The sequence below is a fragment of the Teredinibacter purpureus genome, from assembly GCF_014217335.1.
In the GTDB taxonomy this organism is placed as follows: Bacteria; Pseudomonadota; Gammaproteobacteria; order Pseudomonadales; family Cellvibrionaceae; genus Teredinibacter; species Teredinibacter purpureus.
Map to the genome: position 1 here is coordinate 317,991 of NZ_CP060092.1, position 21,881 is coordinate 339,871.

Here is a 21,881-nt window from a genome sequence, read left to right on the forward strand (position 1 = left end):
GGAGCCCCCAATTAAGCTCTTATTCTCACCTATATGAAAAGCGTGTTAGTTGAGCGATTTCGCCTGGCAAGCAAAAACCGGCGCAATAATATCAGGAACCGCCGGTTAATGCCGGTGAAATCCCATATCTGCCGCTTATTTGACCCGCTGATGACTCTGACAAAGCCTTTTCAATACGAATTTTGAACAAGCCAACCCAGCGCTCAAAATCGGCTGCAGGGAGCGGGCGTGAGTGGAAAAACCCTTGACTGCACTCACAACCTTGTCGCAATAGAAACTGCAATTGCGCGTAGTTTTCAATACCTTCGGCCACCACACGAATATTCATGGCTCTCGCCATCGAGAATATCGCATTGACAATGACCGCATCATCGTCGTCATTCGGTAAGTCATTGATAAAGGAACGATCAATTTTAAGCACATCTATGGGTAAGCGCTTTAGGTAACTCAGTGACGAAAAGCCCGTGCCAAAATCGTCCATCGCAATCGTAACACCCAATTGTTTCAGTTGGTTTAACACTTCTACCGACTGCTCAACGTTTTCGATCACAGCACTTTCCGTTATTTCCAACTCAAGCAACGACGGATCTACGCCAAACTCGGCTATCGTATCGCAAAGACGCACCACCAAATCGTCATGGCTGAGCTGTCTAGGCGATAAATTCACGGCTAAACTTATAGTCTCTAACGAGGTGTGTTGCCATCGGGCTAACTGCGCACACGCCGCACGTATTACCCAGTATCCAATATCTACAATTAAATCACTTTGCTCGGCCACCGGAATAAAATCAAAGGGGTTTACAATGCTGTGGCCCGGCCGAAACCAACGCAGTAAAACTTCTGCACCCTGTACTCGGCTGCTGGAGATCGCTTCGCTGTGTACTTTACCCGTAGTATCTGTACCCATTTGATAGAGGATTTTGGGTTGAAAATACACGACCAATTCGTCTCGAATTAACCCTCGACGCAAGGCCTCTTCTAATTCTCGAGTATTTTTACGTTCAGATTCTAAATCCGCCGAAAAGAAAACTAATTGATTACGACCAAGCTCTTTCGCACGGTACATAGCGGCGTCTGAACGCTTAATAAGCGATTCCGCATTGCCGGCATCACGCGGGTACAACGCAATACCGATGCTTGCACCACCGTGTATACGGTTGCCCTCCAGCAACAAGATATCATTGGTCATCTCAATTAAATCTTTCGCCAAGTGTTGCAAGCTTGCTTCATCGCACACATCTGTTGCAATCGCGGTGAACTCATCGCCACCTAACCGAAAAATAAAATCTGTATTACGCACACGTTTTTTAAAGCGCTTAGCAATACTCTCTAGGTATTGATCGCCGACGGTATGGCCATGGCGGTCATTGATCCATTTAAAATTATCGAGATCTATATACAGAAGCCCCAACGACCGGGAATGCCGCTGGGCGAGTTGAATTTCATGTTCCAGTGTTTTAAGAAAGTTAGTCCGGTTCGGCAGGGCAGTAAGTGCATCAAAATAGGCCATGCGCTCTAACTCAATTTCGGAGGCTTTTTGCGCGCTGATATCCGTTATGACGCCCACATGACACACTTTATTACCATCGTGCCACACTTCATTAAAATTTAAACGCGCAGGAAAGGAACATGCCCCTCTTCGCCTTACAGCCACCTCTCCCGACCATTGTTTTAATTCCCTCAATTGCTGCCATAAGGTTGTGCCCGCACTACGTTCGGCCAATTTTAATTGTGGCCGCTTACCATAGAGATCGAGTGTGCTGTAACCGGTGAGCTGCGTAAATGCTCTATTCACCTCTATAACTTTAAAACTCCCATCCGTCATTACTACCCCTTCAGTAATGGCGTCGAGCGTTTGCCGCGCAACCTGCAATGAACGCACTGGCCGAATAAGCGATTGCCGTAACGACCAATACAAGAGCGCAACAAATAGCGTGCTCACTACCGCCACCTGAGCCAACTCAAGTAGCAGACCACTGTACAACGCACTTTTCAAACTCAAACGGCTGTACACCACCTCAACCGAGCCAATGGTCATGGTACCTTCACGTATGGCTTGATGAATATGAACTTCGTGCGGGCTGTTCACAGCTCGATTGTAGGGCGATTTTATATCAACCAATTGCCCACGCTCATTCTTTTCTCGCCCCAAATGGAGATGCCCAAAATTTCCATACACATTAATAGCGGTCACAAAATCAGAGGCGAGCTCAGCGTCGATAATAACCGACGCCACTTCAGACGGATAATGCCGATTAAACGAGCTAATATGAATATTCCAAATGGAAGGTTTCACCGAGTCTGCTACACGCTGTGCCACTTCAACCGCACGATCGTGTAATTCCAGCTGCCGCTGATCGGAAACCCAATAATACCGTAAGCCTATAAACGCGCTCATTACCGCAACAGTAATCAGTGTTAATACAAAAAATAATTTCATTGATAACTGAAATTGCATTATTGATATGGCCCGAACCACTGATAGTAATCATCGTAAAACGCTTTAAATTTTTTCTTTTTTGCACAATACGCTCGTTTTCTCGTCCCGTTCTCGATAGGGGGCAAGTACCACACCAGTAGAATGCTACCCACGGCGTAAACCAGCCTGTGTCCATCTGAAAAAAACCATGCAATGATAAAATCGGTGATGCCAAATAACGCCATAAGGCTCAGACAACATGTTTGCCATTAACGAGCCTTCCCCAAGGATAAAAAACATCATTGAGGCATCTAAATTCATACAATCAAATGGCGTGGAACCAACCTCCGCCCAAGCGGGGTAATAGCTACTCCACCCATTCGGCCTGCCATTTCCCATTTCAAGAGGTCGCTCGAAAAATATCGGGGCCTCTGACCCATTCGCCAGATGGATAAGGCGTTATCAGTAGACGCCCACGGCTCATCTGCGCAATGGCGTCGGTTAACAACGTGAGTTCTCGAAAACCCGCACTCTCAGCCACCACAGAGGTCTGTAATTGCCAACGGTGTATTGCATGCAACACCTTGTCGCATCCCGCCAATAAAACTAAACCGCATAAGCTCACGTTAAAACCCAAGCCACGGCGGTGTTTCCTCTCGAATAACACAGTATTTCTCTGATTACCTTTTTAAGGTTCTCGCAAGTATAGTTGCCTAAACGAGCCGCGTTAAAAAATCCCGTTATGAAGCACTACAGCTTATCGTTGAACGTTATTAAAACGAGCCATTAACGATGATAGGAATACCGTTTACGAAGCGTGGAGCACGCGTGGAGAAAAACTATTAGGTAGGCGCGTAAGATGATACGACAAAGGGTAATGCGCGGGGTTGAAGTACGCGTAAAATTTCCCCCCAAAGCGCGTGAACTAACTGCTGTTGTAACGACCAGCTCACCGGAGTGTGTTCATGCAAATACACATTCAAGCCCATTACGGCACAATGCTTCGGTAGCACGTTCAACGCACGCGCCAAACAAACGGCATCATTCACACCGCTTTCATGGCTGGAGAGTTCGCCTTTACCCGGCGTTAAAGCGTCTGCTTGAACATGAATAAGTGCGCCGTAATGTTGCTCTACCACACGACACGCATCAACAAACAGCACATGACTGAAGTGAGAAATTTTTTCCACTACGGCAGTAGGGTGTTGGTATTTAATAATATGTAAACCGTTCGCACCCTCGGCAGCGGCCTGACAGTATGGAAGCAAGCCGTGGCCACTTTCGAGATGAGCCGATAAATAATCGGCCACCTCCCAGCCTAAACTATCCGCACCATGTGCAGACCCTATCGCCGCAACCAGTAAAGAGGCCATACTATTCTCGGTGAACGGTTAAATTTAGAAAATGCGTTGAACAAGAAATACAGGGATCGTAATTACGAATAATTTTTTCGCATAACATCTGCAAGTCGTGATCCGAATGGTCTAACCCGTAATGCAACACCGCATTTTTAAGATTCAACTCAATACTGCCTTGGTTTTGGCTGGTCGGCGGAATCATACTGGCCGATACAACCTGGCCTTTTTCGTCTAGCGCAAACTCATGAAAAATAAGGCCGCGCGGTGCTTCGGTACAATGGCGTGCGATACCCGCTTTTGGTGTCACCGCTATAAAGGCTTTTTTGGGGCGCTGATAGCGCTTCAAAATACGCAGCGCTTCAACAATGCAGTAATACGATTCTACCGCCCGTGCGCGAACGTTATCAAACATATTGGTACTGGGAAAAGACAGCCCCACCTCCGTGCACAGTGTTTTGACAACCTCCGGTAACTGGTCAAAATTTACATTCATTCGCGCCAACGGCCCAACAAAATAGCTTTCGTTATCGAGCGTAGAATAAAAGGCCGTGGAGTGTTCCACCTGATGCTCTTTAAAGCGAGAGGGATAATCATCGAACGCTATCGTCTGACGCTTTGTGGTTACAATATGTCCTTCGTTAAGACCGTATTCGTTGTCGTTATGCACGGCAACACAATTAAACGCTTGATGGTCGACCGGTAAATCCAAACCTGCTGTCCATGCAACCACGCCTCGCGCGTCTTCTACTGCCGCTTCTAACCGGTCAATTAAATCGCTCACCTCGTGCATTTCTGGAGCGCGGTAAAACCCACCAACCCGCAAGCCGATGGGGTGCACCGAACGGCCGCCTAACAGCGTCAGCAACGCGTTACCCAACCCCTGTAACCGCATACCGCGCTTAACCGTTTCAGGGTGGTCTTGTGCCATAGCGATAGCATTGTTGTACCCTAAGAAATCCGGTGTTGCCAACAAATGGATATGTAACGCATGGCTCTGCAACCACTCTCCGCATTGCACCAGACGACGCATATCATGCACCCAAGGGCCAGGGTGCATACCGAAAAGACGCTCTATTGCGAGAATAGAGGTCATTTGATAGGCAATAGGACAGATGCCACAAATGCGGGCCGCCATGGTAGGCACTTCTGTAAAATACTGGCCCTCTAAAAATTTTTCGAATAATCGGGGCGGCTCATATATTTTGAGATGTAAATTATCTATTTCGCCGCCTTTGGCGCTAAATTCTAGAGCGCCTTCACCCTCTACCCGAACCATTACAGGTACGTCGATGGTGATATCCCTTGTGGGGCTATTCTTTGTGGCGCTAGGTGTAGACGTTAATTCGCTCATGAGTGCCCCCCGCTTGCATCAGCCCACAGCACTGTAGCTTTCGAGAATTCGGGCGATGCATTGTGCATCGATAAAAACTTTTGCTTTACTCTTTCTGGTGATAACCCCAACCCCATAAAGCACTCTCCTAATCGCTCCACATTCGCGTTTTCGGCTGGGCCATAACAGGCATAACAGGCCGCGCCGAAAGAAGGGCATAACGCACCGCACCCGGTGCGCGTAACGGGCCCCATACAGGGCATTGCCTGGGTCACCATCATGCAAACTGTATTGCGGCGTTTGCATTCTTGGCACACCTTTTCATTTATATCCAATGGTGCAACGCCAAACAATAGCTGCCTAACCGCCGCTAACATTTGTTTAACGTCTACCGGACAACCCCATAATTCGTAATCGACTTTTACATGCTGCTTAATCGCACCCGATGTTGATAACGACTGAATATATTCCGGCTTTGCATAAATTGAACGCATCCAAAGATCGCTATCCGCATTATTTTTTAATGCCTGAATACCACCAGACGTCGCACAGGCGCCCACGGTAATTACGTACGCACTTTTTTCTCTAATGCCTTTTAAACGCTCTACATCGTGCGGTGTTGTTATCGACCCCTCAATAAAACTAATATCCACGGTCTCGTCGGGGCCAAGTGGCCCGGCCTCTGCAAAATGCACGATATCGACCAATTCCGTTAGCGTAATTAAATCCTCACCCATATTGATGAATGCCAACTGACACCCCGAACAAGATGCAAATTTATGAACACTAACGCGCGGCTTACTCACTGGCCTATTCATGATTAAAACCCCCTGCGTTCAAGCACATCTTTTATGCGCTTGTAAGTGAATACAGGCCCATCCTTACACACAAAGGCCTCGTCCATCTGGCAGTGACCACAGTGCCCGAGCGCGCACTGCATATTACGTTCAAGGCTTAAGTAGATAGTATTTTCATTAACGCCCATATCCAACAACGCACGTGATGTTCCCGTCATCATAGGGTGAGGCCCACAACACATAACCGTACAGTGGTTAACATCGAAGTGCGCATCTTTAAACAGTGCCGCCACGCGGCCATGCTTCCAGTTGGGCCATGCGGTTTTATCTCGATCAGACGCCAACAAAACTTGTGTCGCCCGCACTTTTCGCCACTCGTCATATTGCGGCTCCCACAACATATCGTGCCGATGCAAAACTGTTTGCATAATAACGATACGGCCATACTCTTCACGGTGTGCCATTGCCTCGCGTATCGCCGATACTGCAGGCGCGCACCCCAAACCACCGGTGATAAAAACAAGATCTCGGCTTTTCGCTTCTAGCATGGGCCAGCCATGCCCAAATGGGCCACGAATACCCACACGCTGGCCTACTAATAACTTAGCCATAGCATTCGTAACACGTCCCACAGCCTGGATGGTATGTAATATACAATCACCCTCGCTGCCCATAATCGAAATAGCCACTTCACCAATACCAAATAAATACACCATATTAAATTGGCCGCATTGATACTGATAAACGTCACGCATTGCGTCGTTATCTAAACGAAGCTTCCATGTAAAAATAGTGGGCGTTTCTTCCTTTCGTTCTACGATTGTGGCCGACATCGGTATATAAGCATTACGCGAAATATTTTTCTCCGCGTGGCACGCCTCATCGGCCCGGTCCTGCACTATTGTTCCCATAATTCGAACTCCCCACATATTGCGTTCGCTACCGCTGGAAAATCAATTCCGGCTGGGCACCAACTAATACACCGTCCACAACCAACACAACCCGACCGGCCATACTGCGCGTTCCAGCTCCCTAATTTATGTAACATCCATTGCCTGTACCGCAATTCACTGCTATCACGCAATGTGTGGCCGTGCATCACACTATGGTCAGCATTAAAGCAACTGCTCCATTCACGAAAATGCGTGGTACTTTTTCCATTGAGGTCTGCGGTTTCTGTTTCTCTATGGCAAAAACAGGTAGGGCACACCGACGTGCAATTACCACAGGACAAACAAATATCCGCTATCTCGCGCCACTGACGGCTGTCCAGCTGCGAGAAAAGATTGGCGTGCATATTTTCATTAATGAGGAAACGTTTCTGCTGGGCTTTGGCGTGCAACGTTTGAATTTCGGCTAATTCAATGAGGTCACTACCGGCATTGATAACCGGTAGTGTCGATAAAATGTTCTCGCCCGCACCTGAACCACTGCGAATTAGAAATCCTGTGTCCAGTTCATCAAGCAATAAATCGTAGCCATCTTCGACGGAGGGGCCATCACCGGTAGACGCACAGAAGCACGTCTCGTTACACGTTGCGCAATTGACAACAACCGTAAATAGACATTGTCGTTGTGCGAGATAATAGGGGTCGACGTATTCGCCTTCTAAAAAATGCTGATCTTGCAATTTCATCGCCGCAATATCACATGGGCGAATGCCTATAACCGCTTTTGGTACCGGTTCTGGTGCTGCATCGCGAAACACTAACCCCCCATCCGTTGTTTCTGCTACCTGCTCAGCAAACCACAAGGGTTGACGCGATTTAAACAAGAGAGGCTTTAATGCACTAGGGCCATTCGCCCAATCGAAGTAGCGCGTAGAGAAAGTGTGGTCCAGCTGATAGAAACCAGGCTTCTGTACAGATTCCACCCCTCGGGGAATATCCGTAATATCGTCCATATGATCAAACACAATCGCGCCATCAGACACCTTAGGGCCAATGAGCGCATACCCAGATTCTGTCAGCGCACTGAATAAACTGGGTAGGTTTTCTGGTGTTAGAAAATAGACGGCCATAGCATGCATCCCTATGAAAAACAGTTGTCAATAGGACGACACTTTTTATTTCGACGCGTTGTAACGATAGAATTTTTATTTATATAGATAAACGTCGCAAATAATGGTGTCAGTCAAACCAAACACCGCGCTAATCCGATTGGATTGCTAAGGACGTAAAGAAGAATGGCTTCCGTTTAATACTTTTTTATTATCGTTTCCTACTAGAATATCGGGAAGCATATTTCTAATTGACCCTATCATAGTGGAGTATCACCGGCCTGCAATACCGCAGACACCTCGACCTCTATCGCAATCACACAACATCACACCCAGCCAACGGGCATGCGACGGCTAACGCGAACGTATGATTTTTTTGTTCGCGCTATTTACCCACACGAATAAAAAAATCCCACATTAAAATAACCGAAAAGATACGGGCCAAATATGCGCTACATCAATAAACCTCATCTTTATGAGGCATACACTCTTTAGTGTTCACTTTTTTCCATATCATTATTAATGATGCGTTACGCCTAACTCACGTTAACTAACTTGTTCACACTAAGGCCATAAGGTTAAGTTATGTGTTTAGCTATTCCCATGAAAATAATTAACATAGCGAACGGCGTTGCTAAGTGTGAGGCAACCGGTGTATTCCGTGACGTAAATCTCCATCTATTAGAAAAAGATGAAATAAACGTAGGTGACTTTATATTGGTTCACCTTGGTTACGCGATTCAAAAAGTAAATGAACCCGATGCCCGCACTTGCTGGGACACGTACAATGCCATGCAAGTAGCTGGAGACCTAGCCAACGATTCTAGAAAACCGAATAACGGTGGTTAACATGCATGAATTCAGCGTGTGTAAAAATATACTGCACGAAGCGCAAAAAATGGCGGCGCTGCAATGCCGCAACAACCCCGAATACGACACACAACAATCGATTGCTATCATTACGGGGCTTACGGTTAAAATTGGCCTGTTAGCGGGTATCGATAAAAATCTACTTCAACGGGCCTTTCCTATTGCGCTTCACGATCACCATCGTTATTGCCCGATCACACTAGAACAGGGCAACAAACAAGTTAGCGACGAACAACGCAATGGTGAAATTGATTTTTTACCCACAACAACGTTAATCGTTGAAGAGGTTCCGGCCTTGATCTATTGCCACGATTGTGGCTGTGAAGCCACCATTAATCAGGACCGTTTTCAGCGCCATTATTTATGTTGCGACAAGCAAGCCTCCCATCAAACACAGCTGCTCTCGGGAGAGGAAATGCACTTAGTGAATATAACCCTAAACATACAATATAACCCGCCAACCTTCTCAGCGCACCAGGACTCACGCAACGCGCAGAAGGAAAATCCACATGTGTGAAACCTGTGGCTGCACACTCAAAACACGTGTACTAACAATAAGTACATTCGCAAAAAGCACCTTAACTAAAAGTGCATTAAAAGCACCTAACCGACCACTCCAGGCCGGGGAAGTACTTTCCCCTCGCCAACCGTCTGAAAATCAGCATAGTCACGCCGTACTGCATAACATTATGTCGCGCAATGATGAGCAAGCTCAGCGCAACCGTGATCGGTTCAGTGACAACACTCTGGTATGCATCAATATCATGTCGTCACCGGGGTCGGGTAAAACGACGCTGCTCGAAACGACGCTTCAGCACTTAAAAAATAATTTTCGTATTGCCGTAATTGAAGGTGACCTTGAAACAGACAATGACGCAACGCGCATTCGTGCACAAGGCGTTGAAGCCATTCAAATTACCACGGGCAGCGCCTGCCATTTAGATGCTCACTATATTGCTGAGGCAATGAGCCAATTAAATCTTGCAGAACTCGACCTACTATTTATTGAAAACGTTGGCAATCTTGTTTGTCCTGCGGCATTCGATCTTGGCCAGCATGCCAATATCGCCCTACTATCCACGACAGAAGGGGATGATAAGCCGCTAAAATATCCTGTGCTCTTTCAGAAGATAGATGGTTTGGTTATTAGCAAAATTGAACTGCTCGATTTTTTCGACGATTTTTCCGAGATCGATGCCATAGAAAATTTTAGAAAACTCGCCAATAACAGTCCCGTCTGGCCGCTTTCTGCAAAAACAGGAAGGGGAATAAGCGATTGGATAGCGTGGTTACTCTGTTTACTGAACGATCGCCCTACACGCCCGATCAAGACCTTCAACCCCGAGCCGTTAAGCTCTGAAGGCGCCACTCAGTGAACCTAGACTTGTCGCACTATTGGCGCCAACAAATTGAGGCGCTACCCGTACCCGATACGCCATTTAATTTACTCAACGTTTGCGGCGGGCACGAACGTAGCATTACGCAAGCCGGTTTACGGTCAACACTGCCGCACTGGCTTAATCTTATTCCTGGCCCCGGCTGCCCCGTTTGTGTATGCCCGGAAATTGATATTGCGCTCGCCATTGCCATGGCCCACCAAACCAAGACTATTCTCGCAAGCTTTGGCGATATGCTGCGTGTGCCGATAAACACATTACAAACGAAAAACTTTTTTCCTAAAAAAATACGCTCATTAGCGCTGGCAAAAGCGTCTGGTCTCGATGTTCGCCCTATAGCATCCCCCATAGACGCCAAAAATATTGCCCTACAAAACCCCACTAAAACAGTTGTATTTTTTGCAGCGGGCTTCGAAACCACCATGGCCCCTGTTGCCGCTCTGGTGCAGGAATCACTGCACGGAACGTTGCCCGGCAACCTACAGTTTTTGATCTCCGGCAGGCGCACGTGGCCAGCCGTTCATGCCTTACTAACGGATGACCGAAGCACATCGATCGACGGTATGATTGCACCGGGACATGTCGCTACGGTGATGGGCACTCATGAATGGCAAAAAATTTCGCGCGCGCATCAACTGCCAACCGCCATAGCCGGTTTTGAAAACGAAAGCTTACTGCACGCGTTTTATTGTGTATTGCAACAATCGCACTTAAACCACCCGCAAGTAGACAACTGCTATACACAGGTTGTGAAGCCTGAAGGCAATCGCACCGCACGCGCAATATTATTACGGGCATTCGCGATTAAAACGTCGCAGTGGCGCGGCATAGGTGCAATACCTGATTCAGGATTTACCTTACGTTCACACTTCAACGACATTAATGCGCGTGTATATTTTTCAGATGTTCACACACATATCAGTGACGTTTATGCACACGCCCCCCGGCTAAAAGGCTGTCAATGTGCCGATGTTGTCATGGCCCGCTGCCGACCTAATCAATGCACGCTTTACGCAAAAACATGCACACCGCGCGAACCTATTGGCCCCTGCATGGTTTCCGACGAAGGCGCGTGTCGAATATGGTGGGCGAATGGTATGCCGTCGCAAACGGCCGCTTCGACAAGACCGGCTTAACCACCTATTCCTTTAGGAGAAAAGGATGATCTGTAAACACTATATTCTCGATGGCCGTGTTCAAGGTGTGGGGTTTCGCCCCTTCGTGCACAACCTCGCGACCCAACTTAACTTAGCCGGATGGGTGCAAAACACCAGCGGTAATGTTTCGGTTCGAGTGGAGGGCGACGCACACGTTGTGGCCGATTTTGAACGACGATTAATTTCCGATGCTCCCCCACAAGCAAAGCCCTCAATACGCGAAAGATGGGATAAAACCGTTCGCCAACTAAAATCATTTTTAATTATTACCAGCGATTCTCAAGCAAAAACGGGCAACCACAACGTACAAGTTCCACCCGACCATTATTGTTGCCCTGACTGCCAAAGCGAACTTCTCGACAGCGCCAATTCACGCTATGACTATGCGTTTATCAATTGCACTCAATGTGGGCCACGGTACACAATAATTGATTCGCTGCCTTATGATCGTCGTAACACCGCTATGGCCGATTTCCCGCTGTGCGATAACTGTGCCGCAGAATATCAATCCCCCAGTAACCGACGTTTTCATGCCGAACCCCTCGCCTGCCCACAGTGTGGCCCAACACTCACCTATACCTCAACCCGTGAAGGCATTCAGCACGACGCTATCAATAGTGCCTGCGAAGCCATCCAAAAAGGTTTAGTCATTGCAGTTAAAGGCATTGGGGGGTTTCATCTAATGTGTGATGCAACACAAACTCAACCGATTGAATGGTTACGAAACCATAAACCTCGCCCGCATAAACCCTTGGCAATTATGCTCTTGCCCGAGCAGCTTGATGAATATACCCATGCAACAGACACTCACCGACAACAGTTAACGTCGGATGTGCGCCCTATTGTGCTGTGCCCTAAAAAAAGTGGCGTAGCTTTAGCTGAAAATATAGCGCCTCAACTTCAAGAGATTGGCATTATTTTTCCGTACAGCCCCTTACATTTTTTATTAATGGCAACACTGCGCAGGCCCTTAGTGGTCACGTCAGCCAATATCAGTGGCGAACCGGTATTAACAGAAGCCACCGATATTCACAATCGATTACAGCATTTGGTCGACGGTGTGCTTAACCATAACCGCCCTATTCGTCGCCCTGCCGACGATACTGTTATGCACGTTGTCGTCAACAAACCGCACGTTATTCGAGTTGGCCGAGGTATCGCGCCCTTAGAGCTTGGCTCACCTTACCCCCTCGAAAAAAACAATACACTCGTGGCTACCGGCGCACAAAGTAAAAACACTCTCTGCCTTGCCTTCGACCAACGCATAATTGTTTCACCCCACATCGCAGATATGGACAGTTTGCGTAGCCATACCGTTTTCGAACAACTCATTCAAGAACTGCCAGCGCTCTATAACCGAAACACCACCCATATTGCGCACGACGCTCACCCCGGCTATGCCACCACACGCTGGTCCACTCAGCAATCACAACCCCGCTTCGCCATTTATCACCATCATGCGCACGCCAGTAGTTTGTATGCTCAAACCAGTGGTCGCAATTTAACCTGTGATCAAAACATTATGGTGTTTACGTGGGACGGCGTTGGCCTCGGTAACGATAGCCATTTATGGGGCGGCGACTGCCTGCACGGCCACCCCGGAAATTGGCAACGAACACTTTATTTTAAACCGTTTAAATTACCTGGCGGTGATCGCGCTGCGCGCGAACCTTGGCGGATCGCCGATAGTTTGCGATTGCACTGCGGCATTAAATTTACCTCGGACGACCCGTTACTCCATAAAATGTGGGACCAGAATGTAAACGCACCACTGACTTCGGCTGTGGGACGTTTATTGGACGGCTGCGCGGCGTTACTGGGTATTTGTTCGCATGCGTCTTACGAGGGACAGGCCCCCATGGAGCTTGCGGCTATAGCGGAGCAATCCAATACGGACAAACATATCGACCTACCCATTATTGACGGCCAAGTTATTTGGTTTGGGCTTATTAAATGGTTAATTCGAAAGCCTCACGAAACGGCGTTTGCCGCACGCGTAATACACAATACGCTTGCGCATTCACTCATTCGGCAAGCCGTAGCCACCGCCAATAAAACGGGAATTAAAACTGTAGGTATTAGCGGCGGCGTTTTTCAAAATCGCTTATTGGTAGAACGACTTACCACGCTATTGCCCCAACACGGCCTAACACTTCATCACCCCCAACAAATTCCGGTGAACGACGGCGGTATTAGTATTGGCCAGATTATCGAAGCCAGTGCGCTTATGCACAAGCAGAGTTCACGTCCGTTGTAATCCGGTTTTTTCACGTCACTCAGGTTATTGAGGTTGCACATTATGCCAACAGTTACGCTCGCTCACGGAAACGGTGGCTTACGTATGCGTGAATTAATAGACGACGTTTTTGCCTCTCGTCTTGCCAACGAGTATCTCAACACCAATAATGATGCCGCCTTTTTAAATTTGGACGGTGAACGTTGGGCCATGACAACCGATGGGTTTACCGTACAGCCGCTTTTTTTCCCCGGTGGAAATATTGGCAGCCTCGCCGTTCATGGCACCGTGAATGACTTAGCCGTATCGGGCGCTAAACCCTTCTATTTAAGCTTGAACGCCTTCATTGAAGAAGGCACAGAATTCAGTCAACTGGAAAAAATTATCGATGCAATGGCCTTAGCCGCTACTGCAGCCAATATTCATATCGTTACCGGTGATACAAAAGTGGTGCCCAATGGCAACGGAGGCGGGGTATATTTCGCTACAACTGGTATCGGAAAACGAGTAAAGCAATTGATGCTGGACGACACCCGCATACAAGCGGGCGACGCAATTATTGTGTCTGGCCCAATTGGGAATCATGGCATTGCCGTTATGATGGCGCGAGAAGATTTTGGCTTAAGTACCAATATTCTCAGTGATTCGGGCAACGTTTGGCCGCTCGTCAATGCCTTATGCTCTCTCGCAACACCCGCGCACATTAAGTTGTTACGTGATCCCACTCGCGGTGGTTTAAATATGGTTGTCCAAGATTGGAATCGAACCACTCACATAGGTATCGACCTATTCGAGCAAGCGTTGCCCATCGAGCCCGCCGTGCAATCCGTCTGCAATATATTAGGGTACGATGCCTTTAATTTAGCCTGCGAGGGACGCATTATTGCGGTGGTCGATGCGCGTACGGCAGACTCAGTATGTTCACGCTGGAAAAACCTACGAGAAGGCAAGGGTACCGCCATTATCGGTCGTTTTACGTCTCACCATTCACGGGTAGTGATGAACACGAAAATGGGGGGGGCACGTGTATTACTGCCGCTAGAAGATGAACCCCTGCCAAGAATTTGCTAGGCCGTTCTGGTGCTACGCTAGCTCTCGAGTATTTAGAGTATTAGACGCACGCCGGTAAGGTCTCGAATAACACGGGTACGGTCGTTAACTAATGTCATGAGTTGCTCTTCACTCAAGGGTTTACTGTAGTAAAACCCCTGTACTTGGTCACAGCCACGGTCGATTAACCAACGCGATTGTGCTGGCCGCTCAACGCCTTCGGCAATGACTTGTAGCGACATATTATGAGCAAGGTCGATAATAGATTTGGCTATTGCGGAATCTTGTTTGTCTCGATCGATATCGTCGATAAAACTGCGGTCGATTTTCAGTTTCTGAATGGGAAAACGCTGCAAATAGGCCAGAGACGAATACCCCGTTCCGAAATCATCAATGGCTAACGATAGCCCCATGCCGCTAAGTGTGGTCAGCATTTCAATAGTATCAGCGGCATTTTCCATTGCCGACGTTTCTGTAATTTCTAATTCCAAATATTCTGGCGGCAAGCCAGTACGCGATAATATTTGCGCGACGGTATCGGCGAAATCGCCCTGCCGTAATTGCCGCGTGGATAGATTAACTGCAATTTTTCCTAAATGAATATCATTGAGCAGCCAGCTTTGAAAACGCACACACGCGCGCTCTAGCACCCACGCGCCAAGTGGTTCTATTAACCCTGTTTCTTCTGCCAACGGAATAAAATGAATGGGTGAAACCAAGCCTCGATCTTTATGCTGCCAGCGCACCAAAGCTTCTAGGCCAATTATTCTACCGGTGTTTAAATCGATTTGAGGTTGATAATACAAACACAACTCATCTTGTTCCAACGCTCGCCGTAAATCGTTTTCTAACAGTAAATAATTGACGGCGGTATCTGACATTGCGCTTAAGTAAAATTGGTAACGATTTTTACCCGCAGCCTTTGCGCGATACATGGCCGTGTCGGCGTGTTTAAGTAATTGATCAATGGAATCGCCATCTTTAGGGAAAATACTAATACCCATGCTCGCGGTGGATGCAATTTCATGGTTCTGTATGGTAATGGGCTGCGCTAAACAATCCAGTAATTTTGACGCAATTTTTTCAATCACCTCAATGCCATTCACATTCTCTAATACAACCACAAACTCATCACCGCCTAACCGTGCAACGGTATCAGTATCGCGTAGTTCCTCAACAAGGTGTCGTGCAACATGTTTCAAGCACGCATCACCCGCATCGTGACCGAGGCTGTCGTTAATATTTTTAAAGCGATCTAAATCAAGTAATATAATCGCTAAGCTACTGTCATTGCGTTTCGCGCGAGACAAACTTTTGTGCATTCGATCATAAAATAACGACCGATTGGCTAAACCGGTGAGAGGGTCGTGAAAGGTGACATAGTTTATATGGGCACTCTGATCGCGCACAGAGGGGTCTTCTGTGCGGTGCTCGGTGATATCCACACCAATCGTGTAGGTCAACGCTATTGCAGAATGGCTTTCATGGCTATCAGCGCTTTGGCTTTCAACGATAAAACGCCGCATTTGATATTGATGGAGGGAGCCATCTTTGTGTTTTACACTAAGCTCCCAAACTTGCTCGTTTTCTAGGTCTACAGGCTGTTGTTTAAGGCCGTAAACACGATCCCAAATGAGCGCGGGATACAGATCGGCCTCTTGCTCAATATTCACAAGGTGATCGGCTACACCGGCAAGAAAGGTATGCTGACGGCTAGCAAACAGTACCCGGCCGTCATCTGCCACGAGAGACACTAACGCTGGAATTCTCTCCAGTAGAATTCCCAAATATAAGTGGGCATCTTTGTGGTTGTTGATCCAGCTAAAAAGTGAGTCTTGTAGGCCGAGCCCTTTGTTGTCGTTGTCCGCCATAATTTACTGCTTAATATGCTCTATCGCATTTGCCGTCGCATTGATAAGCATAGACTACGATACCCTCATTTAGAGCAATACATTAGCCCAACAATTCTGCCCACAGATCATACTCATCGGCCGCCACAATTTTAACCATCACTTTTTCCCCTGGCGCTAAGTGGGCGGCGTCTTCTACAATAATAACGCCATCGATTTCGGGCGCCTCGGCGTAACTGCGGCCAACCGCATTATCACCTTCCGTACTGTCGATAAGCACCTCTACTTCAGTGCCTATACGGGCTTGAAGGCGAGCGGCCGAGATAGTTTGCTGGGTTTGCATAAAACGCTCCCAGCGGTCTTGCTTTACATCGTCGGGTACTGGGTTATCGAGTTCGTTCGCCGGCGCACCTTCAACAGGAGAATACTGAAAGCAGCCCACTCTATCGAGCTGCGCTTCTTGTAGCCAATCTAACAACATTTGAAAATCGTCTTCTGTTTCACCAGGAAACCCGACAATAAACGTGGAGCGTATGACCAGTTCGGGGCACATTTCACGCCACTTCCGAATTCGATCAAGGGTTTTTTCTTGGTGTGCTGGCCGTTTCATTGCTTTCAAAATACGCGGGCTGGCGTGCTGAAACGGGATGTCCAAATACGGCAATATTTTCCCTTCGGCCATCAACGGAATAACATTATCCACATGAGGGTAAGGGTAAACATAATGTAGACGTGCCCATACACCCAATTCACTTAGGGCGGCACACAGGCCTAACATCTGCGTTTTTACTGGGCGCCCCTGCCAAAACCCGGTACGGTATTTTACATCTACCCCGTAAGCGCTGGTGTCTTGCGAAATAACCAAGAGCTCTTGCGTGCCCGCCGCTACCAAACGCTCGGCTTCGTCCAATACTTCGCCCACGGGGCGGCTCACAAGATCACCACGCATCGCAGGAATAATGCAAAAGCTACAACGATGATTACAGCCTTCAGAAATTTTTAAATATGCATAGTGACGCGGGGTTAATTTCACCCCCTGCGGAGGCACGAGATCAACGAGCGGGTTGTGTGGTTTTTCTTGCGGCACAAATTCATGTACAGCGCCCATCACCTCTTCGTAAGCCGCTGGGCCAGTAACACTGAGCACATTGGGGTAGGCCTCTTTAATCATTTGGGCATCGTTACCCTTACCCATACAGCCTGTCACTATGACTTTGCCGTTTTCATTAATTGCTTCGCCAATGGCGTCGAGCGATTCCTGTTTCGCCGAATCAATAAACCCACAAGTATTCACCACCACGAGATCTGCATCTTGATAGGTAGGCACGACGTTGTAACCGTCTATTTTCAATTGGGTAAGGATACGTTCGGAATCTACCAATGCCTTTGGGCAACCTAAGCTAACAAAGCCTACTTTTTTTTGACTCATAGTGATCTCAATAAATAAATACAATGACGGCGCGGTCTTATCCAATCTAGCCGAGAACGGTTGCGATTAATGCGTTGCATAAATCAACACAACCTGTGCGTGCAGACAGGTTAAGGCCTGACAGGAACCCGTGCGGGCAATCGTTCACCCACTCGTTTATGGAGTACAGAAACACGATTACCCTGAACTAAACCTTCGTGGCTAAACGCCCAGTCACGCTTAAGGTAATAGGCTTCTTTATCCCGCGTGTATAACTTTAAATTCTCTATAGCATTTTGAGCTGCGTACTGGTGAATGGCCTCTAATAGCTGCTCTCCAATACCATTATTGCGAAATGCTTCAACTACATATAAGTTGGTTATCCACTCAGACGCTTGTCGTTGTTTCGAAAACTGGTAATACACAATACTAACGGAGCCTATCACTTGTTTTTGGGTAGGCGCGTTAGTTTCAGCCAGAGCAATAAACGTACTCGGCACCGCAGGCGCATTAAAATGCGTACGCAAATTATGCTCTCGCTCGCGCAAATCTGCTGTTTTATCGAGTTCGATTAACAACGCATGCTTGCCTGCCATGCGATAACCCTGCAACCATTCACCGTGATGCCAAGCTGCTACTTCTGAAACATGTTCGGGGTAATCGCGTAGATTCGCGATTTCAAATACAGTAACTGCCACAATTATTTAACCACTTCACCCTGCGCTTGTTTATCGGCATGGTAAGACGAACGCACCAATGGCCCGCAAGCGGCTCGAACAAAACCTAACTCTTTTGCTACGGCCGTGTACTCATCAAATTCCGCGGGTTCAACATAGCGTGATACCGGTAAATGATCTCGCGAGGGCTGAAGGTATTGTCCGATGGTGAGCATATCGATATCGTGGTCGCGCATATCTTTAAGCACATCAATAATTTCTTCTTTGGTTTCACCCAAACCCACCATTAAACCGGATTTAGTTAAGACATTCGGTTGTCGGGCTTTGTATTTTTGCAGCAGTTCGAGCGACCATTTATAGTTTGCCCCAGGGCGAGACTGGCGATACAAACGAGGGACGGTTTCGAGGTTATGGTTAAAGACATCTGGCGGGGTTTGCTCGAGAATATCCAGCGCGATGTCCATACGACCACGAAAATCGGGTGTAAGGATTTCGACCTGTAAATTCGGCGACAGTAGACGCGACTCGCGAATACAATCCGCAAAGTGCTGTGCGCCACCGTCACGCAAATCATCACGGTCAACCGAGGTAATAACCACGTATTTCAACCGCATGTCGGCAATGGCTTCGGCCAATTTTTTAGGTTCACCTGTATCGAGTGCATTCGGTTTGCCGTGGCCAACATCGCAAAAGGGGCAACGACGCGTACAAATATCACCCATAATCATAAAGGTGGCCGTACCACCACTGAAACATTCACCCAAATTCGGGCAGTTAGCCTCTTCACACACCGTTGATAGCGAGTTTTTACGGAGTAATTTTTTAATGCGATCCACTTCTGGAGACGTGCTGACCTTAATGCGTATCCAATCTGGTTTGCGCAGCATGCTATCACTGGCTATCACTTTTACGGGAATACGCTCGACCTTATCGGCATCCCGTAATTTTTCGCCTTGCTGAAGGCGGCGAGTACGTTTTACCGGCTCGAGTGTATTACTGGCCGTTTCTTCTGTGGCTGCGTAAGCCAAATCAACGCCACTTTGGGCGGCAGTGTTCGGATTAATGTCAGTGGTATCGCTCATTCTTTCATCTCTTTGCCTGCCCTTTTGGAGCCAGACTTTACTGTGGGTGCTGTTGTAACAGTTCAATTAATGTGCGTAAAAAATGCGTTTCTACTTCGTGGTATTGGAGCGGCTCGGCAACCCACTCGCTGAGTTGCGTCATTTCTAACCCTTGATACCCACAAGGGTTAATATTTAAAAACGGCGCCAGATCCATATCAACGTTCAGCGCTACACCGTGATAACTACAGCCTTTGCGCACACGTAAACCCAGCGACGCTATTTTTTTACTCTGTACGTACACCCCTGGAGCATCGGCTTTCGCCACCGCCGCTATGTCATGGCCGGCTAAATACCGAATAACGGCTTGCTCTATGCAGGTGACAAGGTCGCGTACACCTAGCTTGCGACGCCGCAGGTTGAGCAGTGGGTATACCACTAGCTGCCCTGGGCCGTGATACGTAACTTGCCCACCACGATCACTGGACACTACGGGAATATTCTGCGGGTTAAGCAGGTGTTCGGGTTTGCCCGCTTGCCCTTGAGTGTAGACGGGCGAGTGTTCCACCAGCCATATCTCGTCGGCCGTATTCTCCGTGCGAGCATCAGTAAAATCGCGCATTTGCTGCCAAACGGTGCCGTAGGGCTGCAACCCTAAACGGCGAATGACAAACGAATTGGAAGTAGCGCTCATAGCAAACAACGAAGGAGGCCTATAACCGAAGCTAGAGTACCATTTTGGTTTCGGGTAGTTTTTTCAAATCATCGAATATGGATTGTAATTGCTCTACGCCCGTTGCGGTAATAAATACGGTCACCGATTGAAAGGTTCCTTTTCGGCTATCACGTACAGAGACTCGATTAATGTCGAAACCTGGAGCGTGCTTTTCCATGATATTTAATACCGCTTCACGGTAACTTGCTGTCGCTTCACCCATAGATTTTATCGGGTAATCCGGACAAGGAAACTCAATTTTAGGTGGCTCTTGAGTGGTGTTATTCATGGCAATTACTCTACAAATAACCGTTCTATGGAATCCCATAGGTAATCGAGAAGGCCCGCTTCGGCAATTTCGCTCGCAGCGACTAAATCGGTTTCAGCGATGAGTGCGCCCTCCAACATAACGCTTAAACGGCCAAGTACCGCACCCTTAGCCACTGGGGCTTCGCGTTCACGCTCTATTTCAATTTCAGCTTTAACATTATCTTGAGCGCCGCGCGGGATGGTGGCATAAATATCCTGCGCAATGGTGAGATCTAAACGTTCGGGATCCCCACCCCACACTCGCGTATTACCGAGTATGTCGCCTGCGCTATACAATTTATGCGTTTGATAGTAACGAAAACCGTAGGCTAATAATTTTTGTGACTCTGCCGCTCGCGAAGCTTCGGAGCGGGCGCCCATTACAACGGAAATTAAACGCATATTCTGACGTACCGATGACGCCACGAGACAGTAACCCGCCTCTTCAGTATGACCCGTTTTTAAACCATCTACATATTTGTTGGTAAACAGTAATTTGTTGCGGTTAGGCTGATTAATACCGTTATGTTTAAAATAACGCTCAGAATAAAGAGAGTAATGTTCTGGGTGATCGTTAATGAGGGCCTGCGCCAATAAGGATAGATCACGAGCAGTCGTCATGTGGCCTTCAGCAGGCCAGCCGGTCGCATTCCGGAAATGTGTATTGGTCATACCCAACAATTGCGCTTGCTGGTTCATCACATCGGCAAAGGCTTCTTCACTACCAGCAATGTGCTGTGCGAGAGCAATTGAAGCATCGTTGCCAGATTGAATAATCACACCGCGTAGCAGATCGATAACCGGCACTTCGCTTCGTGCCTCGAGAAACATGGTGGAGCTACCACTTTTGGTACCGCCACGACGCCATGCATCGTCACTGACACGCACTAGATCTGTATCTTTAAGCCGCCCAGTGGCGATCTCTTCTGACACAATATAGCTAGTCATCATCTTCGTTAAACTGGCAGGAGGTAATGCTTGATCCGCGTTATGCTCGACAATCACCTTGCCCGTATCAGCATCAATTAATAGAAACGCCGTTGCCGCAAGTTGTGGCGGCGCAGGAATAATGACCTGAGAAGCAAACGCTTGAGGGGCACATAAGAGTACAAAAAGCGCTATGTTTTGCAAATAGAGGGCAGCACGCGGAAGCAAAAATCGCATTGTTTCGACTATGACCTTAATAAGTAAGAGGCTGTTTAGAGGTGGGAATCCCAGCAAAGTGCCGCGATTGTATCAGTTTTATGA

General features: G+C 47.8%; 20 protein-coding genes. 6 read left to right on the forward strand and 14 right to left on the reverse strand.

What is annotated here, in order from left to right:
* Positions 1-91: 91 nt before the first annotated feature.
* The 7 genes from H5647_RS01215 to H5647_RS01245 all read right to left on the reverse strand — a co-directional run bounded on the left by H5647_RS01215 (position 92) and on the right by H5647_RS01245 (position 7,924).
* The gene (locus H5647_RS01215) at positions 92-2,440 is read right to left on the reverse strand and encodes a putative bifunctional diguanylate cyclase/phosphodiesterase (protein WP_162926258.1); all 2,349 of its coding nucleotides are present in this window, start codon (positions 2,438-2,440) and stop codon (positions 92-94) included.
* Positions 2,441-2,819: 379 nt separating this feature from the next.
* A complete protein-coding gene (locus H5647_RS01220) occupies positions 2,820-3,086 on the reverse strand; it encodes a hypothetical protein (RefSeq protein ID WP_045855677.1) in 267 nt (88 codons plus the stop codon).
* A 175-nt stretch (positions 3,087-3,261) separates the two neighbouring features.
* Positions 3,262-3,792 carry a hypothetical protein gene (locus H5647_RS01225; RefSeq protein ID WP_045855679.1) on the reverse strand — a complete coding sequence of 177 codons (531 nt, stop codon included), beginning with the start codon at positions 3,790-3,792 and terminating at the stop codon, positions 3,262-3,264.
* A gap of 1 nt (position 3,793) precedes the next feature.
* Entirely contained in the window at positions 3,794-5,128 is a 1,335-nt protein-coding gene (locus H5647_RS01230) for a Ni/Fe hydrogenase subunit alpha (protein WP_045855681.1), read from the reverse strand.
* Complete coding sequence (locus tag H5647_RS01235; protein ID WP_045855682.1) at positions 5,125-5,925, reverse strand: NADH-quinone oxidoreductase subunit B family protein; 801 nt, start codon at positions 5,923-5,925, stop codon at positions 5,125-5,127. Before H5647_RS01235 ends, H5647_RS01230 begins: the two co-directional genes overlap by 4 nt.
* A gap of 2 nt (positions 5,926-5,927) precedes the next feature.
* Positions 5,928-6,815 carry an FAD/NAD(P)-binding protein gene (locus tag H5647_RS01240; protein WP_082086919.1) on the reverse strand — a complete coding sequence of 296 codons (888 nt, stop codon included), beginning with the start codon at positions 6,813-6,815 and terminating at the stop codon, positions 5,928-5,930.
* Positions 6,803-7,924 (reverse strand): 4Fe-4S dicluster domain-containing protein, encoded by a 1,122-nt coding sequence (locus H5647_RS01245; RefSeq protein ID WP_045855683.1) that lies wholly within the window; start codon positions 7,922-7,924, stop codon positions 6,803-6,805. Before H5647_RS01245 ends, H5647_RS01240 begins: the two co-directional genes overlap by 13 nt.
* A 564-nt stretch (positions 7,925-8,488) precedes the next feature.
* Between H5647_RS01245 and H5647_RS01250 the strand changes: the two genes are divergently transcribed.
* Genes H5647_RS01250 through hypE form a run of 6 tightly spaced genes read left to right on the forward strand, consistent with a single transcriptional unit; the run spans position 8,489 to position 14,634 of the window.
* Entirely contained in the window at positions 8,489-8,752 is a 264-nt protein-coding gene (locus H5647_RS01250) for a HypC/HybG/HupF family hydrogenase formation chaperone (protein WP_045855685.1), read from the forward strand.
* A 1-nt stretch (position 8,753) separates the two neighbouring features.
* On the forward strand, positions 8,754-9,290 hold the full coding sequence (locus H5647_RS01255) for a hydrogenase maturation nickel metallochaperone HypA/HybF (RefSeq protein WP_045855687.1): 537 nt from the start codon (positions 8,754-8,756) through the stop codon (positions 9,288-9,290).
* Positions 9,283-10,149, forward strand: a complete 867-nt coding sequence (gene hypB, locus H5647_RS01260; RefSeq protein WP_045855690.1) for a hydrogenase nickel incorporation protein HypB — start codon at positions 9,283-9,285, stop codon at positions 10,147-10,149. The genes H5647_RS01255 and hypB overlap by 8 nt, the downstream gene beginning before the upstream one ends.
* Positions 10,146-11,306 (forward strand): hydrogenase formation protein HypD, encoded by a 1,161-nt coding sequence (gene hypD, locus H5647_RS01265; protein ID WP_045855692.1) that lies wholly within the window; start codon positions 10,146-10,148, stop codon positions 11,304-11,306. The genes hypB and hypD overlap by 4 nt, the downstream gene beginning before the upstream one ends.
* A 25-nt stretch (positions 11,307-11,331) precedes the next feature.
* Positions 11,332-13,584 carry a carbamoyltransferase HypF gene (gene hypF / locus H5647_RS01270; RefSeq protein ID WP_045855693.1) on the forward strand — a complete coding sequence of 751 codons (2,253 nt, stop codon included), beginning with the start codon at positions 11,332-11,334 and terminating at the stop codon, positions 13,582-13,584.
* 42 nt (positions 13,585-13,626) lie between these two features.
* Positions 13,627-14,634 carry a hydrogenase expression/formation protein HypE gene (hypE, locus tag H5647_RS01275; protein ID WP_045855695.1) on the forward strand — a complete coding sequence of 336 codons (1,008 nt, stop codon included), beginning with the start codon at positions 13,627-13,629 and terminating at the stop codon, positions 14,632-14,634.
* Between the two features lie 32 nt (positions 14,635-14,666).
* Here the strand turns inward: hypE and H5647_RS01280 are convergent, their stop codons facing one another.
* The 7 genes from H5647_RS01280 to H5647_RS01310 all read right to left on the reverse strand — a co-directional run bounded on the left by H5647_RS01280 (position 14,667) and on the right by H5647_RS01310 (position 21,797).
* Positions 14,667-16,484 (reverse strand): putative bifunctional diguanylate cyclase/phosphodiesterase, encoded by a 1,818-nt coding sequence (locus H5647_RS01280; protein WP_052691800.1) that lies wholly within the window; start codon positions 16,482-16,484, stop codon positions 14,667-14,669.
* An 82-nt stretch (positions 16,485-16,566) separates the two neighbouring features.
* Positions 16,567-17,892 carry a 30S ribosomal protein S12 methylthiotransferase RimO gene (gene rimO, locus H5647_RS01285; protein ID WP_045855698.1) on the reverse strand — a complete coding sequence of 442 codons (1,326 nt, stop codon included), beginning with the start codon at positions 17,890-17,892 and terminating at the stop codon, positions 16,567-16,569.
* Positions 17,893-18,002: 110 nt separating this feature from the next.
* The gene (locus tag H5647_RS01290; protein WP_045855700.1) at positions 18,003-18,569 is read right to left on the reverse strand and encodes a GNAT family N-acetyltransferase; all 567 of its coding nucleotides are present in this window, start codon (positions 18,567-18,569) and stop codon (positions 18,003-18,005) included.
* Positions 18,570-18,571: 2 nt separating this feature from the next.
* Entirely contained in the window at positions 18,572-19,630 is a 1,059-nt protein-coding gene (lipA, locus tag H5647_RS01295) for a lipoyl synthase (protein WP_236074726.1), read from the reverse strand.
* A 37-nt stretch (positions 19,631-19,667) separates the two neighbouring features.
* Positions 19,668-20,303, reverse strand: a complete 636-nt coding sequence (lipB, locus tag H5647_RS01300) for a lipoyl(octanoyl) transferase LipB (protein WP_045855701.1) — start codon at positions 20,301-20,303, stop codon at positions 19,668-19,670.
* 31 nt (positions 20,304-20,334) lie between these two features.
* On the reverse strand, positions 20,335-20,613 hold the full coding sequence (locus H5647_RS01305) for a YbeD family protein (RefSeq protein ID WP_045855703.1): 279 nt from the start codon (positions 20,611-20,613) through the stop codon (positions 20,335-20,337).
* Between the two features lie 5 nt (positions 20,614-20,618).
* The gene (locus tag H5647_RS01310) at positions 20,619-21,797 is read right to left on the reverse strand and encodes a D-alanyl-D-alanine carboxypeptidase family protein (RefSeq protein WP_045855705.1); all 1,179 of its coding nucleotides are present in this window, start codon (positions 21,795-21,797) and stop codon (positions 20,619-20,621) included.
* Between the last annotated feature and the right edge of the window lie 84 nt (positions 21,798-21,881).

Excerpts from the sequence above, each read along its gene's own strand:
- H5647_RS01225 (WP_045855679.1), bottom strand. The coding sequence starts at position 3,792 with ATGGCCTCTTTACTGGTTGCGGCGATAGGGTCTGCACATGGTGCGGAT.
- lipB (WP_045855701.1), bottom strand. The coding sequence starts at position 20,303 with ATGAGCGCTACTTCCAATTCGTTTGTCATTCGCCGTTTAGGGTTGCAG.
- hypF (WP_045855693.1), top strand. The coding sequence starts at position 11,332 with ATGATCTGTAAACACTATATTCTCGATGGCCGTGTTCAAGGTGTGGGG.
- rimO (WP_045855698.1), bottom strand. The coding sequence starts at position 17,892 with ATGAGTCAAAAAAAAGTAGGCTTTGTTAGCTTAGGTTGCCCAAAGGCA.
- H5647_RS01240 (WP_082086919.1), bottom strand. The coding sequence starts at position 6,815 with ATGGGAACAATAGTGCAGGACCGGGCCGATGAGGCGTGCCACGCGGAG.
- hypB (WP_045855690.1), top strand. The coding sequence starts at position 9,283 with ATGTGTGAAACCTGTGGCTGCACACTCAAAACACGTGTACTAACAATA.
- H5647_RS01245 (WP_045855683.1), bottom strand. The coding sequence starts at position 7,924 with ATGGCCGTCTATTTTCTAACACCAGAAAACCTACCCAGTTTATTCAGT.
- H5647_RS01305 (WP_045855703.1), bottom strand. The coding sequence starts at position 20,613 with ATGAATAACACCACTCAAGAGCCACCTAAAATTGAGTTTCCTTGTCCG.
- H5647_RS01250 (WP_045855685.1), top strand. The coding sequence starts at position 8,489 with ATGTGTTTAGCTATTCCCATGAAAATAATTAACATAGCGAACGGCGTT.
- lipA (WP_236074726.1), bottom strand. The coding sequence starts at position 19,630 with ATGAGCGATACCACTGACATTAATCCGAACACTGCCGCCCAAAGTGGC.
- H5647_RS01255 (WP_045855687.1), top strand. The coding sequence starts at position 8,754 with ATGCATGAATTCAGCGTGTGTAAAAATATACTGCACGAAGCGCAAAAA.
- hypE (WP_045855695.1), top strand. The coding sequence starts at position 13,627 with ATGCCAACAGTTACGCTCGCTCACGGAAACGGTGGCTTACGTATGCGT.
- H5647_RS01235 (WP_045855682.1), bottom strand. The coding sequence starts at position 5,925 with ATGAATAGGCCAGTGAGTAAGCCGCGCGTTAGTGTTCATAAATTTGCA.
- H5647_RS01310 (WP_045855705.1), bottom strand. The coding sequence starts at position 21,797 with ATGCGATTTTTGCTTCCGCGTGCTGCCCTCTATTTGCAAAACATAGCG.
- H5647_RS01280 (WP_052691800.1), bottom strand. The coding sequence starts at position 16,484 with ATGGCGGACAACGACAACAAAGGGCTCGGCCTACAAGACTCACTTTTT.
- H5647_RS01230 (WP_045855681.1), bottom strand. The coding sequence starts at position 5,128 with ATGAGCGAATTAACGTCTACACCTAGCGCCACAAAGAATAGCCCCACA.
- H5647_RS01215 (WP_162926258.1), bottom strand. The coding sequence starts at position 2,440 with ATGAAATTATTTTTTGTATTAACACTGATTACTGTTGCGGTAATGAGC.